Raw genomic sequence first — 15,421 nt, 5'->3', positions numbered from 1 at the left:
AAATGTTTTGTGCAAAAGTATCGAATAGACACAAGAAATATTTATATTAAAGTATTTTTGTATTTCAATTCTTTAATTACCTATCTTTGCGCCACAATTAATTAATTTTTATTGCTTTAATATTATTCAAGAAATGTATTTAAGTCCAGAAAAGAAAGCCGAAATCTTTAAACAACACGGCGAAGTAGAAACCAACACGGGTTCTGCAGAAGGTCAAGTAGCGTTATTTACATACCGTATTGCGCACTTAACAGAACACTTAAAGAAAAACCGTAAAGATTTTTCAACTCAGTTGTCACTTCAAAAATTAGTAGGTAAACGCCGCGGTATTTTGGCTTACCTTTACAAAAAAGATATTGAGCGCTACCGTGCTATCATCAAAGCTTTATCGCTTCGTGATATCATTAAACAAAAATAAGCGAATTTTATCAGCGAAAGCCATTCTTTACGGAATGGCTTTTTACATTTCCTGTTAAATATTTAACGGGATTTATTTTAGATAGGCTTTTTAAACCTTATCTTCGTTTGCAAAAACAAAACATATATAAACAACGGTGTGTAGAAAGAGGAAAACACACCATAATTCTATTTAAATGAATGTAATAAAAAAATCGTTCGATTTGGGCGATGGCAGAATTGTAGAGATTGAAACTGGCAAATTAGCTAAACAAGCTGATGGTTCGGTTGTGGTAAAAATGGGCGATACGATGTTGTTAGCAACAGTGGTATCAACTGTTGGTGCTAAACCGGGTACTGATTTTTTACCGCTATCGGTTGATTATCAGGAAAAATATGCGGCTACTGGCCGTATTCCAGGAGGCTTTTTACGCCGTGAGGCAAGATTGTCTGATTACGAGGTATTGATTTCTCGTTTGGTTGACAGAGCTTTACGCCCAATGTTTCCAAGTGATTATCACTCTGATACACAGGTGATGATTTCATTAATCTCTGCAGATAAAAATATAATGCCGGATTGTTTGGCAGGTTTAGCGGCGTCGGCTGCATTATCAGTTTCTGATATTCCTTTCAACGTTCCGATTTCTGAAGTGCGTGTGGCTAAAATTGATGGTAAATTGGTAATTAATCCTTTAGCCAGCGATTTAGAGCGTGCAACCCTGGAGTTTATGGTTGCTGGTTCTGCTAATGATATAGGCATGGTGGAAGGTGAGTGCGACGAAATTCAGGAAGATGAAATGGTTGAGGCGTTAAAATTTGCACACGATGCAATTAAAGTTCAATGCGCAATCCAGGTTGAATTAACTGAAGCTACAGGTAAAACTGTAAAACGCGAATACAGTCACGAAGACCATGATGCTGATTTAAAGGCGAAGGTTTATGCGGACACTTATGATAAGGTTTATGCTATTGCGAAATCAGGTTCTAACAAAGATGAACGTAAAGTAGGTTTTACAGCAATTATCAATGAGTTTTTTGAGGCAATGCCGGAAGATACAGCAGATTTAACCAAGGCAATGGCTAAACATTATTACCACGATGTTCAGTACGATGCGATTAGAAATTTGTTGTTGGATGAAGGTATTCGCTTAGACGGCCGTAAGACGACTGAAATTCGTCCAATCTGGAGTGAAGTTGGTTATTTACCTGCTGCTCACGGTTCAGCTGTGTTTACACGTGGCGAAACTCAATCACTTACATCCGTTACTTTAGGTAGCAAAGATGATGAGCAAATGATTGATGGTGCTTTCTTTAACGGTTACCAAAAATTCTTATTGCACTATAATTTCCCTGGTTTCTCAACCGGAGAGGTTAGACCAAACCGAGGTGCTGGTCGCCGCGAAATTGGCCACGGTGCTTTAGCACAACGTTCATTGAAAAAAGTATTGCCACAAGGTGAGGCAAATCCTTATACAATTCGTATTGTTTCCGATATATTAGAATCTAACGGTTCATCATCAATGGCAACTGTTTGTGCTGGTACTTTAGCACTTATGGATGCAGGTATCAAAATCAAATCACCGGTTTCTGGTATCGCCATGGGTTTAATTACTGATGAAAAGACTGGTAAATATGCAATCCTTTCAGATATTTTAGGAGATGAAGATCACCTGGGTGATATGGATTTTAAAGTAACAGGTACTGAACACGGAATTGTTGCTTGTCAAATGGACTTAAAAATCAATGGTTTATCGTACGAAGTTTTAACAAAAGCGTTGTTACAGGCTAAAGAAGGTCGTTTACACATCTTAAATGAGATGAAGAAAACGATTAGTCAGCCGAATGAAGATTACAAACCACATGCGCCAAGAATTGTTTCTTTAACTATTGAGAAAGAATTTATAGGTGCAATTATCGGCCCAGGAGGTAAAATTATTCAGGAAATGCAACGCGAAACTGGTGCTTCAATATCTATCGAAGAAGTTGATGGCAAAGGTATTGTTGAGGTTTTTGCTGATAACAAAGCTGCTATCGATGCGGCCGTTACCAGAATCCGTAACATTGTGGCCAAACCAGAAATTGGCGAAGTTTACCAAGGTAAAGTGAAATCAATTATGCCGTTTGGTGCCTTTGTAGAGGTTATGCCTGGTAAAGATGGTTTATTACACATTTCTGAAATTTCATGGGAGCGTTTAGAGACTATGGATGGTGTTTTAAAAGAAGGTGATAAAATCGAGGTTAAATTGTTAGATATTGACAAACAAGGCAAAATGAAACTTTCCCGTAAGGTTTTATTGCCAAGACCAGAAAAACCAGCTGCACCAAAAGCATAAGCTAGTTTAAAAGTAGCGGAAATTCGGTACTTAGAAATATAAGAATGGGCCCTTTTAGTTTTACACTGAAAGGGCTTTTTTATTGATTACTACTTTATTTTAACTCCGTTTTTATAAAGTTCTTCGCTTACAATTTTAGCTGTTTCATCTCTACAAATCCTGGTGCCTTCTTTGTTGCCGTTTACATAAAATGATTCGCATTTTGGTTTGCCGCTTTCAAAAAAGCTTTTCCAGTTGCCTTCTTGTTTATCGTTGTGGTAAGCACCCTGTTGCGATATTGTACCATTATTGAAATAGGATGTAAAGTTTCCCTCTAGTTTATCATCTACATAAACGCAGACTTCTTCTGGTTTACGATTTTTAAAAAACTTTTTAAAAGTTCCTTCTTTTAGTTCAGCAAAATCTCTGTAAACATAAAATTCATCAGCCTCTATAGCTCCGTTTTCGTAAAAATATTTCCACTCTCCATTTCTTTTATCTTTAGTAAAATTTCCTGTAATTTTTAATTGGCCATTTTCATAGTAGTAATTTGCAATTCCTTCTTTTTTGCCTTTTTTCCAATTTGCAGTTGCGCTTAGTTTGCCATTAGCAAAAAATTGTTTACAGGTTCCCTCTTGCAACCCATCCTTAATTCCGCATGGCTTCTCTTTTTGAGCGGATGCGAGATTAAAAACAAAAAAAGGATGATGACGGATAAATATTTTTTCATGGTGAATTGATTTATAGTTCAAAATAGGTTAAATATGTAATATTATAACTACATTTTTAAAAAATAAATTCTATAACTGTATTATGAAAAAATTACGAATCATTATTCTATCCCTAATCCTCACATCCTCATTTTTTAAAGTAAATGCACAAAAGACCGCCTATTATCCGCAGGTTCCATTTGATTCATTACAAGCAAAAAGTATGTTGGGCCTGGGAACATCGAGTATTGAAGGACTAGCATACGCTAAAGTACCAGGACAATGGGGCTCTAAAAAGCTTTATGCCACAAATGTTGTGGTAACAATATTTCCGGTTACTGCCTATTTTAATGAATGGTACAAGTTAAGAGGTAAGCTGGAAAATAAAAAAAACAGTGTATATATGTCTGAACAAGCTTTTAGATACCGTATTACTGTTCAAACCGATGAGTATGGGAGATTTAAGTTCGATAAAATGAAACCAGGTAAATATTTCTTACAATCTTTTGCAAGTTACAGTAAAAGTGGGTCTACGCCGGTTTACAGGGGTAGTGGCTATAACACTTATGGTGGAAGAACAGATTATTATGATTATCAAAACTATACTAATAATTATACTGATAGAATTGAGGAAATTGTAGAAATAACAAGAGGTGGACAGGCAATTGAAATTAAACTGAAAAAATAGGGTTTTCTGTTTTACTGGAAGGGTTTTTTGTTGAATTCTGTTTTGTTTAACATTGATTTTGTAACTTGCATTGTTAATAAAAGTATATAACCACATCGTCATCTGTATCGCTGCGAGGCAAAAAGCAAACTCATTTTACAACACTAACTGATTAAAATGCTTTGTGCCTTGCAATGACGTAAAACACCATAAAATGAAATACATTATTGCCCCATCAATACTTTCTGCCGATTTTGGCAATTTACAACACGATATTGAAATGATTAATCAGAGTGACGCCGATTGGTTTCATGTCGATGTGATGGATGGTGTTTTTGTTCCGAACATATCTTTTGGTTTCCCGGTCATGGCAGCCGTTAAAAAGCATGCAACAAAACCTTTAGATGTTCATTTGATGATTGTTGAGCCAGACAAATTTATTCCAGAATTTGCAGAAGTCGGTGCCGATAGAATTACAGTTCATTATGAGGCCTGTACTCATTTGCACAGAACTATTCAGTTGATAAAATCATCTGGTTGCAAGGCTGGTGTGGCTTTGAACCCACATACGCCGGTTAGTTTATTGCAAGATGTAATCGAAGATTTAGATTTGGTTTTAATTATGTCTGTAAATCCAGGTTTTGGCGGACAAGCATTTATATATAATACTTACAAAAAAATTAAAGATTTAAAACTTTTAATTCAGGGCGTAAATGAAGAGCTAATTATCGAAGTTGACGGTGGTGTAAGCTTGCAAAATATTGTTACGCTGGTTTCAGCAGGTGCAAACGCATTTGTGGCCGGAAATGCCATTTTTGCAACAGACAACCCAACGGAAACCATTGCTAAAATGAAATCTCTTACGGTTAGTAATTTTACGATTTAACGTTAAATTAATCGTTTGTCGGGCTATAAAATGCCTGAAAGTCTTGATACCTGAAATTTATCTTGATACCAAAGAATGCTCCAGTTTCGGCTAATCCTTTTTCTACTAATCGCTGGCTGCAGTTTTGCTGTAGCACAGCCATTGGTCAGGGTATCGGGCATAATTTACAACGAAGAAAAAATTCCTCTGCCACAAGTTACAGTTATCGTTCTCGGTCAGGCACAATCTACCGTTACCGACGAATTTGGTGCATATACAATTTACTCCAAGTTCAAAACTTTCGCTATTAAATATTCATTGCTCGGTTATCAGCCAAAAACCCTGAAGTTTAATGAACGTTCAGGCGCCAGAATTATACAGCAGGTTAACCTGGTTGCCAATATAAATGAACTCGAACAGGTAAATATTACGAACAAACAGAATCAGCTCAGTAATACCACAACAATTAATGTTGCCGATATTGCCTCGATGCCTTTAGTATCTGGCAACTTTGAAACGATGCTGAAAACCTTGCCCGGGGTATCCACAAATAATGAGTTAAGTGCTCAATATAGTGTTCGAGGAGGGAATTTTGACGAAAACTTAATTTACATCAACAATGTAGAAGTAAACAGGCCGGTGTTGATACGCAACGGCCAGCAAGAGGGGCTAAGCTTTATAAATTCTGAACTAGTGAGCAAAGCAAAATTCTCTGCCGGTGGTTTCGAAGCAAAATATGGTGATAAACTTTCCTCTGTTTTAGATATCCGGTATGATAAACCAGACAGCAACCAAACCATTTTAAGTACCAGTCTGTTAAACACTTCCTTAACTGCAAAAAGACTTTTTAAGCACAGTTTTCTACTTGCAGGGCTGCGATACAAAAACAATTCGAGCGTGTTGATTAAACAAGATGAAAAAGGGAGTTACAATCCAAATTTTGCTGATGCACAACTGATGTATCAATATGATTTTTCGTCGAAATTTAATATAAGTGTGTTGGGGAATTTGAATTTGGGTCAGTTTAAATTGGAGCCAACAAACCGTGAAACCCAGTTTGGAACGCTAAGTACAACCTTGCGCCTAAATGTTGATTATACAGGAAAAGAGGTTGATGACTACCAAACTCTTGGAACAGCAGTTACAGCAACTTACTCCCCTAAACCAAATCTGGTTATAAAATTTATAAATAGTTATTTCAATACGATAGAAAGAGAACGGTTTGATATTGAAGGAAGTTATATTTTCGATGAAGTAGATAATACTTTTTCAGCGGATAATTTTGGCCCGGTTAGTAAGAACAGAGGCCTTGGAAGTTATTATAATTATGGGCGCAACAGTTTGAACACGCAGATTTTCGCTTCAGAATTTAAGGTTGATCAGAATTTTAATAATCATGTTTTCTCCTGGGGATTGAAGTTTGATAAATCGAGGTTTAACGATAAATTGAACGAATTTAACTATGTTGATTCTGCCGGATACATTTTGCCAAACAATTCACAAAACATAAAGCTTCAAAATGTTATTAATGTAGAAAATAACATCGATATAATAAAATATAGTGCTTATATTCAGGATAGTTACTCGCTCTCAAATTATGTAGAGCTTCAACTGGGTGCACGTGCAACTTATAGTTCCTTGAGTAAGCAGCTGCTGATTAGTCCGCGGATGCTGATTGCTTACCGACCGAATTCAAATAATAAAATTTTTAGATTTACTGCCGGCGTTTATAAACAACCGCCATCTTACCGAACCATTCGGGATTTCACAGGAAAGCTAAATATTTCACAAAAGGCGCAAAGTTCTTACAACACATCATTCGGCTATGATTATGCATTTGATGCTTTCGGAACACGCTTAAAATTCACTTCAGAAATTTATTTCAAGTATTCTGACAGGCTTATTCCATACAAAATTGACAACCTCAGGATTAAATATCTTGCCGATGAGGTTTCTAAAGGATATGCTTATGGCGCTGATTTTAGCATAGGTGGGGAGTTTGTGAAAGATTTGGTTTCTTATTTCAGGATGTCGGTAATGCATGCCAATGAAGATATAATTGCTGATAGTTATACCCAAAACGGAGAAACGATTTATCCTGGTTTTTTGAAACGCCCAACTGACCAGCGGGTCAATTTTTCAGTTTTTTTTCAGGACAGGCTTTTGAACAGTCCGACCTATAAAGTTCATCTAAATGCCCTATATGGCTCTCGTTTGCCCATTGGTCCTTCGCAAACACCGAGATATTTAGATAAATTCTTTGTGCCATCTTACAAGCGGGTTGATATTGGCTTTTCAAAGGATTTTCTGGATGATGCTGCGCTGCACAAACCAAAGTTTTTGGACAAGAACTTTAGTTCAGTAATTCTGTTTTTTGAGGTCTTTAATATGCTAAATATCAATAATACAGTTTCTTATTTGTGGCTTAAAGATGTTGATAATGTTCAGTATGCGGTTCCAAATTATTTAACGGGCAGGCAATTCAATTTGAAGCTGATAGTAAAATTGAAAACGAAACGCAACTAACTTGCTTGGTAAACATTCAATTAATTTCTTCTTTTTGAAATGAGGACCTGCGTCGAAGTTTTGATGTTACTTTTTTCAATGTGCGGCTGATATCAAAACAGTCGATTATGGCTTATTAAACTATTGCAAAAAGTGCAATAAAACTTCGAAAATCAGCCTAATTTTTAGCAAATTTTAATTTTTTATAATACGATTTTTTGGACATAACTGCTTTAAAAATTTTACATTTACGGCCATAATCATTTATATAATAAGATGAAGCATAATTTTGGCGCAGGCCCTTGTATTTTACCTCAAGAAGTGTTTAAACAAGCTGCACAGGCAGTTTTGGATTTTAATGATGGACTATCAATTCTAGAAATTTCGCATAGAACAACTGAATTTGAGGCAGTTGTTGCTGAAGCTGATAAGTTAGTGAAGGAGTTATTAAATGTGCCATCAGATTATTCCGTTTTATTTTTACAAGGCGGTGCAAGTTTGCAATTTGCCATGGTTCCGATGAATTTGTTGGGCGATGGGCAGACAGCATGTTATCTTGATTCTGGCGTTTGGGCGACAAAGGCTTTAAAGGAAGCCAAATTTATAGGGAATGTTAATGTTGTTGCTTCCTCAAAAGATGCAAATTATACGTTCATTCCAAAAGGTTTTCAAATCCCGGCAGACAGCGCTTATTTTCATTATACATCAAACAACACCATTTATGGAACGGAACTTTTCAATGTTCCTGAAACGAGCGTTCCTGTTGTTTGTGATATGTCATCTGATATTATGAGCAGGGTTATCGACGTTTCTAAATTCGATTTAATTTATGCTGGGGCACAAAAAAACGTTGGTCCGGCAGGCTTAACCATTGTAATTGTGAAAAACGATGCACTTGGTAAAATTGAGCGTAAAATCCCATCAATGTTAAATTACCAGGCTCACATCGATAATGGTTCAATGTATAACACACCACCGGTTTTCTCCATTTATGTGGCTTTATTGAACCTGCGTTGGTTAAAATCAAAAGGGGGCGTTGCCGAAATTGAAAAAGAAAATAAGCAAAAGGCTGAAGCACTTTATAGAGAAATTGACCGTAACCCATTATTTAAAGGCACTTGTGCTGTTGAAGATCGCTCTAAAATGAACATTTGTTTTGTAATGGAAAACGCCGAATTGGAGAAACCATTTCTAAAATTCGCAGAAGATCAGGGCATCATTGGCATTAAAGGCCACAGAAGTGTTGGCGGCTTCCGGGCATCAATTTACAATGCGTTGCCAATTACAAGCGTTCATGCACTTATTGATGCAATGCAGTCATTTGAAGAGAAACAAGCAAAGGCAAATTAAGATTTTTATCAAATCACAGAGCTGCAGGTGCATCTTTTGAGCCATCTGTTCACAAAATCTGGAAAGTCGTAAATAACAATGATTAAGATATTAGCAAACGATGGGATAGATCCTATCGGAAAAGAGTTACTAGAAAAAGCAGGTTTTCAGGTTGATACCGAAACCGTTCCGCAAGACCAATTGGCAGAAGCTTTAAAAAACTATGATGCCATTACGGTGCGCAGCGCAACTAAAGTTAGAAAAGAACTAATTGATGCTGTTCCGAATATAAAACTGATTGGAAGGGGCGGTGTTGGTATGGATAATATTGATGTTGAATATGCCCGTAGTAAGGGCGTTGCTGTGGTCAATACGCCAGCTGCATCTTCATTATCTGTTGCAGAATTGGTTTTTTCACATTTGTTTACAGGTATTAGGTTTTTACAGGATGCAAACCGAAAAATGCCAATTGAAGGTGCAACACAATTTAACAACTTAAAAAAGGCTTACGCAAAAGGGACAGAACTAAGTGGGAAAACGATAGGAATTATTGGTTTTGGTCGTATCGGTCGTGCCACGGCCAAAGTTGCTTTGGGATTGGGGATGAATGTTTTGGCCTACGATTTGTATCCGGCAGATGCCGAAATCACCTTGCGATTCCAGGGGGGGAAATCGGTAAGTATTCCGATAAAAACGATCTCATTAGAGGAAGTAATTGCTGGTAGCGATTTCCTTAGTCTGCATACGCCATTTGCAGATAAACCGATTCTGGGCGCTGAGGAATTTGCCAAAATGAAAAATGGTGTTGGAATTGTAAATTGTTCTCGTGGCGGAACCATTGATGAGCCAGCTTTGATTGAAGCTTTAAATTCTGGTAAGGTTGCTTTTGCTGGTTTAGACGTATTTGATAATGAACCAACACCTCTGGCTGAAATTTTAAGCCATCCGAAAATTTCATTGACACCGCATATTGGTGCATCAACCAATGAGGCGCAAGAGCGTATCGGTACAGAACTTGCCACCTTAATTATTGAGCATTTCAAAAAATAATAGTTTGGTCATTCTGGGCTTAATCAACGAACTTGTTATCGATTAAGCTCAGAATGACTTTTTTAATCTAAGGCTTTAGTTAACACCCAGTACCGATAACCTAACAGTGCTTTCTGAAGGCTGGTTAGTTTATTCGGATCTTTCTTATACAAACTTGGTAAAATTGCCTTATTAATTCTCACCAGCGTTTTAAATAGCGCTTTTTTCATACTTCTTGTATTTTTGCAATTTCTTACTGTAAAAATAAAAGCCGCCAATTATTACTAAAATCAATAAAATGATGATGTAAGTTGACCAGCTTTTACTTTGTTTACTCAACTCCTTATTCAATTCCTCATTTTGATCCTGTAGCTTTTTAATTGTTTGCATGTAATTTTCCAGTCGTTCCTGAGAATTATCCGCTACGGCTACCTTCTGTTGATTTTGTAGATCCTTATAGTCCATTAATATTTTCAGTTCTTTAAAAATATTATTGTCTGTGAGCACAACCTGGCGTAAAATTTCGTTCGAGTTTTTAATGTCGCGTTTGGTTTGCCAGCCGAATATTCCGGTTCTTTGATTTAAACTTTCATCATATTGCCCAAATTTCGAACTGCGCTCCGCAAGCAAAGAATTAACCTTAACGCGTTGTGCAGCAAATGCGGTGGTATCCTGCTGGGCAAAAACCTGAAAATTTAAAAATATAATGCAAACAAAATAGAAATATTTCTTCATCTGATATAAACGTGTAAAGGTTAAAAGTTGTTTGGAAAGTCGTTTAAAAGGTTCATTGGCTGAGCAGTTCATTTGTTCATTAATTTGCAAGTCGGCTATTTAATAATCTCTATCACTCCGGCAGCATGCAATGCTTTTCAACCCGATAATCAATCAATATTTGACAACAGAACCAATAAACAACTACCAATAAACGACTGAACCAGTGAACAATTGAACCAAAAACGACTGAACCAGTGAACAATTGAACTAATGAACAATTAAACCAATAAACCAACAAACTAAGGATGAAACTCAACCCTTACAATGTCGCCGAGGTGCAAGCCAAGTAAACCACTTGCTTTACCTTTGTTAATGGCGATTTCAAGATGATTGCTGATTCCGAACAAGCAGAGTTTTTCGCCTTCCTGTACTTCGTTATAATGCCAGCTTAGCTGCGTTATGGTTTCGCTTTTTCTAAAGTATAAAGTAAAGTCGCGGTTCTTTTGGATTTTTGTGAAGAGGTCTTTGGTGATGTTCGTTATTACATTGCAGAAAGTGTCGATGTAGACCACGCTTCCGCGAATGATATCACGCTCGATAACAGGATGTAAAAGCATCTTTTGCTCAATTTCTGCTACAGGTAAACCAATGTCTTTTAATTTTCCACCTTTCGCTAAATGCGTAGCCGCTTTTACAAAAATATCAACTAAAGGAAAGTGAAGATATTTTAGGTCTTGCATAATGTTCAGCTCAACTACATCTTCAGGAACATCATCAAAAAGCAAAGAAAAGATACCATTATCTGCGCCAACGAAATAGTGGTCGCGATGCTTAATAGCAATGTATTTTGTATTTTCGCTGTACACAGAATCGATGCCAATTAAATGCACAGTATTCTTCGGAAAATATGGATATGCATTCTTTAAAACGAATGCTGCATAAGAAATATTGAATGATGGAACCTCGTGGGTAATATCAACTAAATTAACATTAGGCATAAGATTTAACAGACTACCTTTAAGGGCACTCTGGTAAAAATCTTTCGAACCTAAATCTGTTGTTAAAGTAATTATCCCCATTAAAAATTCATTATTATTGCTTATTCTTGTGTACAGGCGTAAGCGTCTGCAAATATTCAAATTTTAATTAATATACCCCGATAACTTTTTAAAATACTACAGTTTGAACGAATTAAAATTATCTCTTGACACGGTAAATCCTGCTCACTTCTGGGGGCCAAATAACGAGAATTACGAAATGATTAAAGGTGCTTTCGCGAAGTTAAAACTGGTAGCGAGGGGAAGTGATGTGAAGGTTCTTGGTGATGAACAGGAACTTAAGGCATTTGAAGAAAAATTTAATCAGCTGGTTGCGCATCTCGAAAAGTACAGTTCGCTAACAAATAACGATGTCGAATCTATTTTAGGTGCTAAAGCTGCCGGCGTTGCCAAAAAAGACGTGGAGCAACCAACCGGTGGTGGCGGCGAAGTAATTGTTTTCGGTACAAATGGATTGCTGGTGAAAGCAAGAACGGCGAACCAACGGAAAATGGTAAGTAGTATTGCAAAAAACGACATTCTTTTTGCAATTGGTCCTGCCGGAACGGGTAAAACCTATACAGCGGTTGCGCTGGCCGTACGTGCTCTAAAAAACAAAGAAATTAAACGCATAATATTAACCCGCCCGGCAGTAGAGGCGGGGGAGAACCTTGGTTTCTTACCCGGCGATTTAAAGGAGAAAATCGACCCATACTTGCGCCCGCTTTATGATGCGCTGGACGATATGATTCCTGCAGAGAAACTCAAGTTTTACATCGAAAACAGAACCATCGAAATTGCACCTTTAGCTTTTATGCGTGGCCGTACGTTAGACAATTGTTTCGTTATTCTGGATGAGGCACAGAACGCTACAGACATGCAGTTGAAAATGTTTTTGACGCGGATGGGGCCGACGGCGAAATTTATTGTTACGGGTGATGTTACGCAGATAGATTTACCTAAAAAACAAATGTCTGGCTTGTTCAATGGATTACGTATCCTCGAGGATATTAAGGGCATCGATATCATCTATCTGAGCGGAGAAGATGTTGTTCGTCACAAACTGGTTAAGGACATACTCAAAGCTTACGGCGATATTCAGTAAGGCGAAAGTTTAACAAAGAATAACGAAGTTAAAGTACAGATTAAAAAGATTAAACCTCGCAGCACTTAAGCTACGGGGTTTTCTTTTGCAAGTTTAATCTTCCGGTTTCGGCATTGGCCCGCTAACTTTCCGAATTTTTATTTAATTTTATCGCCACATGAAAGCACAAAAAGAAACAAATTTCAATTTTCCAAACCAGAGCAATTTCTATAAGGGCAAAGTACGCGACGTTTACACGATAGCCGATAAAGTTATGGTAATGGTCGTGTCAGACCGTATCTCGGCGTTCGACGTCGTTTTGCCAGAGCCAATTCCTTTTAAAGGGCAGGTTTTAAATCAGATTGCAGCGAAATTTCTAGCAGCCACACAAGATATCATTCCAAACTGGGTATTATCTGTTCCAGACCCAATGGTAACAATTGGCCGTATCTGCGAGCCGTTTAAAGTTGAAATGGTGATTAGAGGTTATTTGGCTGGTCATGCCTGGCGTGAATATAGCGCAGGAAAACGTTCGGTTTGTGGCGTGTCGCTGCCGGATGGTTTAAAGGAAAACGACAAACTTCCCCAGCCAATTATTACGCCAACTACAAAAGCATCTGTTGGCCATGATGAAGACATTTCAAGAGCGGATATTTTGGCAAAGGGAATTGTTTCTTTAAATGATTATGAACAATTAGAACAATACACTTACGCCCTTTATCAACGCGGAACGGAAATCGCTGCCAAAAGTGGTTTGATTTTAGTAGACACTAAATACGAATTCGGAAAAGCTGATGGTATGATTTACCTGATTGATGAGATTCACACTCCAGATTCGTCGCGTTATTTCTATGCTGATGGCTATCAAGAGCGCCAAAACGCTGATGAGCCTCAAAAACAACTTTCGAAAGAATTTGTGAGGAAATGGTTGATAGAAAATGGCTTCCAAGGCAAAGACGGGCAGTCAGTTCCAGAGATGACACCCGAAATAGTGAATTCAATTTCTGAAAGATATATTGAACTTTATGAAAAAATTGTTGGCGAAAAGTTTATAAAAGCAGATGCTGATGCAATTTCAGCCCGCATAGAAAGCAATGTTTTAAAGGCTTTGGAAACACTTTAAATTTTTATACATTAGCAAAATAAAGATTAGTAGAGATGAAATTTTCAGTAGATAAACACGATAAATATGTAACCTTAAAGCTCAAAGAGCCCAAGTTTACGAATGAAAACGCTCCAGGTTTAAAATCAGAATTATATTTACTTAATGCAGAGGGTTTTAAAAATATTATTGTCGATTTGAGCCATGTAAAAGAGTGCACCGATGCGCAAGATTTAAGTTGTTTGCTGGTTGGCGACAGGCTTTGTAAATCTGCGGGTGGTTTATTTATTGTAACCGCTGTAAACGAAGAAATTGCGCCTATTATAGAATTATCAAATATATTTCAATCTGTTACGTTTGTTAATACATTAGAGGAGGCTACCGATTTCATTTTCATGGATGAGTTGGAAAAAGAATTTAGAGGCGATAAATAAGTACGTTTTACATAAATTGAGGCCTCGTAGTTTTCAAAAACCTACGAGGCTTTTTATATAACAATAATATGAAATTCGAAGTTACCATTCTTGGAAGCAGTTCGGCAACTCCTGTTTTTAACAGGAACCCATCGGCACAGCTTTTAAATTGTAACGAAAAATTTTATTTGATAGACTGCGGAGAAGGCACCCAGCAGCAGCTTACAAAATACAATTTAAAAGCTGCAAGGATAGATTATATTTTCATCAGCCACTTACACGGCGACCATTACTTTGGTCTAATCGGTTTACTTTCAAGTTTGCACTTAAACGGCAGAACTAAAGCAATGCAGATTTTCGGTCCGAAGCCACTTTTAGAAATACTTGAAATTCAATTTAAATATTCTGATACCAGTTTAAGATATCCGCTGGAATTTTTTCCAATTGAGGCAGATGAATCCAGGTTGATATTTGAAAATCAGGATTTAATTGTTAAAACGATTGTTTTAAATCACCGCATTCCAACAACAGGTTTTGTTTTCCAACAAAAACAAAGACAGCGTAAACTGATTAAAGAGCTAACAGAAGAAATTCCAATGGCGTACTATACAGCTTTGAAAAAAGGCCTGGATGTAGAACTGCCTGATGGTAAAGTTTTGAAGAGCGAAGATTACACAACCCCGCCAGACCCGCCAAGAAGTTATGCTTATTGTTCAGACACGATGTATGATGAGCGGTATTTTCCGGTTATAGCTGGATGTAACACGCTTTACCATGAAGCTACCTTTATGCACGAGCTTTTAGACAGGGCGAATGAAACACACCATACAACAGCCCTTCAGGCCGGAGAAATTGCTAAAGTCAACCGAATTGATAAGTTGATTATTGGTCACTTCTCGTCCCGGTATAAAACGTTGCAGATGTTGCTCGAAGAAACACAATCGGTTTTTGAGAATACTGAGCTTGCAATTGAGGGTAAAACCTTCCAGTTATAAACAGCAACACTTCACAAATTCGCATTGCCATGTTTGCTCCATAACAGCGTTTAGCAATTCCTTTTAAAACAAAAAAGGCTTACATATACACTGCCCCCAAAAAGTTAGACACTTATTGGGGGCATTTTTATGAACAAGAAGTATGATGCGGCTTTTAAAGCCGAAGTTGTTAAAGAACATTTAGAGGGCGATTCTCTTACAGCAGTAGCATTTAAGTGGGGTTTATCGCGGTCTTTATTGACAAGATGGGTAGATCAATA

Annotated in this window: 16 protein-coding genes; 12 read left to right on the top strand and 4 right to left on the bottom strand. The window is 37.3% G+C overall.

The genetic code is table 11. The annotated features are described in order from the left end of the window. The first annotated feature begins 133 nt into the window (after positions 1 to 133). Together rpsO and pnp are read left to right on the top strand one after the other, a co-directional pair. Complete coding sequence (gene rpsO / locus ASG14_RS17075; RefSeq protein ID WP_025146265.1) at positions 134 to 418, top strand: 30S ribosomal protein S15; 285 nt, start codon at positions 134 to 136, stop codon at positions 416 to 418. A gap of 175 nt (positions 419 to 593) precedes the next feature. Beyond that, entirely contained in the window at positions 594 to 2,729 is a 2,136-nt protein-coding gene (gene pnp / locus ASG14_RS17070) for a polyribonucleotide nucleotidyltransferase (RefSeq protein ID WP_056872294.1), read from the top strand. Between the two features lie 89 nt (positions 2,730 to 2,818). Here pnp and ASG14_RS17065 read toward each other — a convergent pair whose 3' ends face one another. Further along, entirely contained in the window at positions 2,819 to 3,460 is a 642-nt protein-coding gene (locus tag ASG14_RS17065) for a toxin-antitoxin system YwqK family antitoxin (protein ID WP_056872293.1), read from the bottom strand. 61 nt (positions 3,461 to 3,521) lie between these two features. On the opposite strand from ASG14_RS17065, the gene ASG14_RS17060 reads away from it, so the two are divergent. From ASG14_RS17060 to ASG14_RS17040, 5 genes are all read left to right on the top strand, one after another. Next, positions 3,522 to 4,106, top strand: a complete 585-nt coding sequence (locus tag ASG14_RS17060) for a hypothetical protein (RefSeq protein WP_056872292.1) — start codon at positions 3,522 to 3,524, stop codon at positions 4,104 to 4,106. A 193-nt stretch (positions 4,107 to 4,299) separates the two neighbouring features. Beyond that, the gene (rpe, locus tag ASG14_RS17055; RefSeq protein WP_056872291.1) at positions 4,300 to 4,971 is read left to right on the top strand and encodes a ribulose-phosphate 3-epimerase; all 672 of its coding nucleotides are present in this window, start codon (positions 4,300 to 4,302) and stop codon (positions 4,969 to 4,971) included. Between the two features lie 75 nt (positions 4,972 to 5,046). Next, positions 5,047 to 7,476: a TonB-dependent receptor domain-containing protein gene (locus ASG14_RS17050; protein ID WP_056872290.1), complete on the top strand. Its 2,430-nt coding sequence runs from the start codon at positions 5,047 to 5,049 to the stop codon at positions 7,474 to 7,476. Positions 7,477 to 7,731: 255 nt separating this feature from the next. After that, positions 7,732 to 8,805, top strand: a complete 1,074-nt coding sequence (serC, locus tag ASG14_RS17045) for a 3-phosphoserine/phosphohydroxythreonine transaminase (protein WP_056872289.1) — start codon at positions 7,732 to 7,734, stop codon at positions 8,803 to 8,805. Positions 8,806 to 8,883: 78 nt separating this feature from the next. After that, positions 8,884 to 9,834: a D-2-hydroxyacid dehydrogenase gene (locus ASG14_RS17040; protein ID WP_200940366.1), complete on the top strand. Its 951-nt coding sequence runs from the start codon at positions 8,884 to 8,886 to the stop codon at positions 9,832 to 9,834. Between the two features lie 62 nt (positions 9,835 to 9,896). Here ASG14_RS17040 and ASG14_RS20445 read toward each other — a convergent pair whose 3' ends face one another. The 3 genes from ASG14_RS20445 to ASG14_RS17030 form a co-directional block, all read right to left on the bottom strand. Next, a complete protein-coding gene (locus ASG14_RS20445; protein WP_200940365.1) occupies positions 9,897 to 10,043 on the bottom strand; it encodes a hypothetical protein in 147 nt (48 codons plus the stop codon). Beyond that, a complete protein-coding gene (locus ASG14_RS17035) occupies positions 10,024 to 10,620 on the bottom strand; it encodes a hypothetical protein (protein ID WP_235528614.1) in 597 nt (198 codons plus the stop codon). The genes ASG14_RS20445 and ASG14_RS17035 overlap by 20 nt, the downstream gene beginning before the upstream one ends. Before the next feature lie 209 nt (positions 10,621 to 10,829). Then, a complete protein-coding gene (locus tag ASG14_RS17030; protein WP_056872287.1) occupies positions 10,830 to 11,609 on the bottom strand; it encodes an S-adenosyl-l-methionine hydroxide adenosyltransferase family protein in 780 nt (259 codons plus the stop codon). 103 nt (positions 11,610 to 11,712) lie between these two features. Between ASG14_RS17030 and ASG14_RS17025 the strand changes: the two genes are divergently transcribed. The 5 genes from ASG14_RS17025 to ASG14_RS20725 all read left to right on the top strand — a co-directional run. Continuing rightward, positions 11,713 to 12,672: a PhoH family protein gene (locus ASG14_RS17025; protein WP_056872286.1), complete on the top strand. Its 960-nt coding sequence runs from the start codon at positions 11,713 to 11,715 to the stop codon at positions 12,670 to 12,672. A 157-nt stretch (positions 12,673 to 12,829) separates the two neighbouring features. Then, positions 12,830 to 13,774 (top strand): phosphoribosylaminoimidazolesuccinocarboxamide synthase, encoded by a 945-nt coding sequence (locus tag ASG14_RS17020; protein WP_056872285.1) that lies wholly within the window; start codon positions 12,830 to 12,832, stop codon positions 13,772 to 13,774. A 35-nt stretch (positions 13,775 to 13,809) separates the two neighbouring features. After that, positions 13,810 to 14,187 (top strand): STAS domain-containing protein, encoded by a 378-nt coding sequence (locus ASG14_RS17015; RefSeq protein ID WP_056872284.1) that lies wholly within the window; start codon positions 13,810 to 13,812, stop codon positions 14,185 to 14,187. Between the two features lie 68 nt (positions 14,188 to 14,255). Then, positions 14,256 to 15,161 (top strand): ribonuclease Z, encoded by a 906-nt coding sequence (locus ASG14_RS17010; protein ID WP_056872283.1) that lies wholly within the window; start codon positions 14,256 to 14,258, stop codon positions 15,159 to 15,161. A 129-nt stretch (positions 15,162 to 15,290) separates the two neighbouring features. Beyond that, positions 15,291 to 15,421, top strand: a 131-nt coding sequence (locus ASG14_RS20725; RefSeq protein WP_157274974.1) for a transposase, incomplete at its 3' end; no start/stop codon positions are given.

The organism is Pedobacter sp. Leaf194 (assembly GCF_001423945.1).
In the GTDB taxonomy this organism is placed as follows: domain Bacteria; phylum Bacteroidota; class Bacteroidia; order Sphingobacteriales; family Sphingobacteriaceae; genus Pedobacter.
This window is presented reverse-complemented; position numbering and strand designations above follow the sequence as displayed.

Excerpts from the sequence above, each read along its gene's own strand:
- rpsO (WP_025146265.1), top strand. The coding sequence starts at position 134 with ATGTATTTAAGTCCAGAAAAGAAAGCCGAAATCTTTAAACAACACGGC.
- pnp (WP_056872294.1), top strand. The coding sequence starts at position 594 with ATGAATGTAATAAAAAAATCGTTCGATTTGGGCGATGGCAGAATTGTA.
- ASG14_RS17060 (WP_056872292.1), top strand. The coding sequence starts at position 3,522 with ATGAAAAAATTACGAATCATTATTCTATCCCTAATCCTCACATCCTCA.
- rpe (WP_056872291.1), top strand. The coding sequence starts at position 4,300 with ATGAAATACATTATTGCCCCATCAATACTTTCTGCCGATTTTGGCAAT.
- ASG14_RS17050 (WP_056872290.1), top strand. The coding sequence starts at position 5,047 with ATGCTCCAGTTTCGGCTAATCCTTTTTCTACTAATCGCTGGCTGCAGT.
- serC (WP_056872289.1), top strand. The coding sequence starts at position 7,732 with ATGAAGCATAATTTTGGCGCAGGCCCTTGTATTTTACCTCAAGAAGTG.
- ASG14_RS17040 (WP_200940366.1), top strand. The coding sequence starts at position 8,884 with ATGATTAAGATATTAGCAAACGATGGGATAGATCCTATCGGAAAAGAG.
- ASG14_RS20445 (WP_200940365.1), bottom strand. The coding sequence starts at position 10,043 with ATGAAAAAAGCGCTATTTAAAACGCTGGTGAGAATTAATAAGGCAATT.
- ASG14_RS17035 (WP_235528614.1), bottom strand. The coding sequence starts at position 10,620 with ATGAACTGCTCAGCCAATGAACCTTTTAAACGACTTTCCAAACAACTT.
- ASG14_RS17030 (WP_056872287.1), bottom strand. The coding sequence starts at position 11,609 with ATGGGGATAATTACTTTAACAACAGATTTAGGTTCGAAAGATTTTTAC.
- ASG14_RS17020 (WP_056872285.1), top strand. The coding sequence starts at position 12,830 with ATGAAAGCACAAAAAGAAACAAATTTCAATTTTCCAAACCAGAGCAAT.
- ASG14_RS17015 (WP_056872284.1), top strand. The coding sequence starts at position 13,810 with ATGAAATTTTCAGTAGATAAACACGATAAATATGTAACCTTAAAGCTC.
- ASG14_RS17010 (WP_056872283.1), top strand. The coding sequence starts at position 14,256 with ATGAAATTCGAAGTTACCATTCTTGGAAGCAGTTCGGCAACTCCTGTT.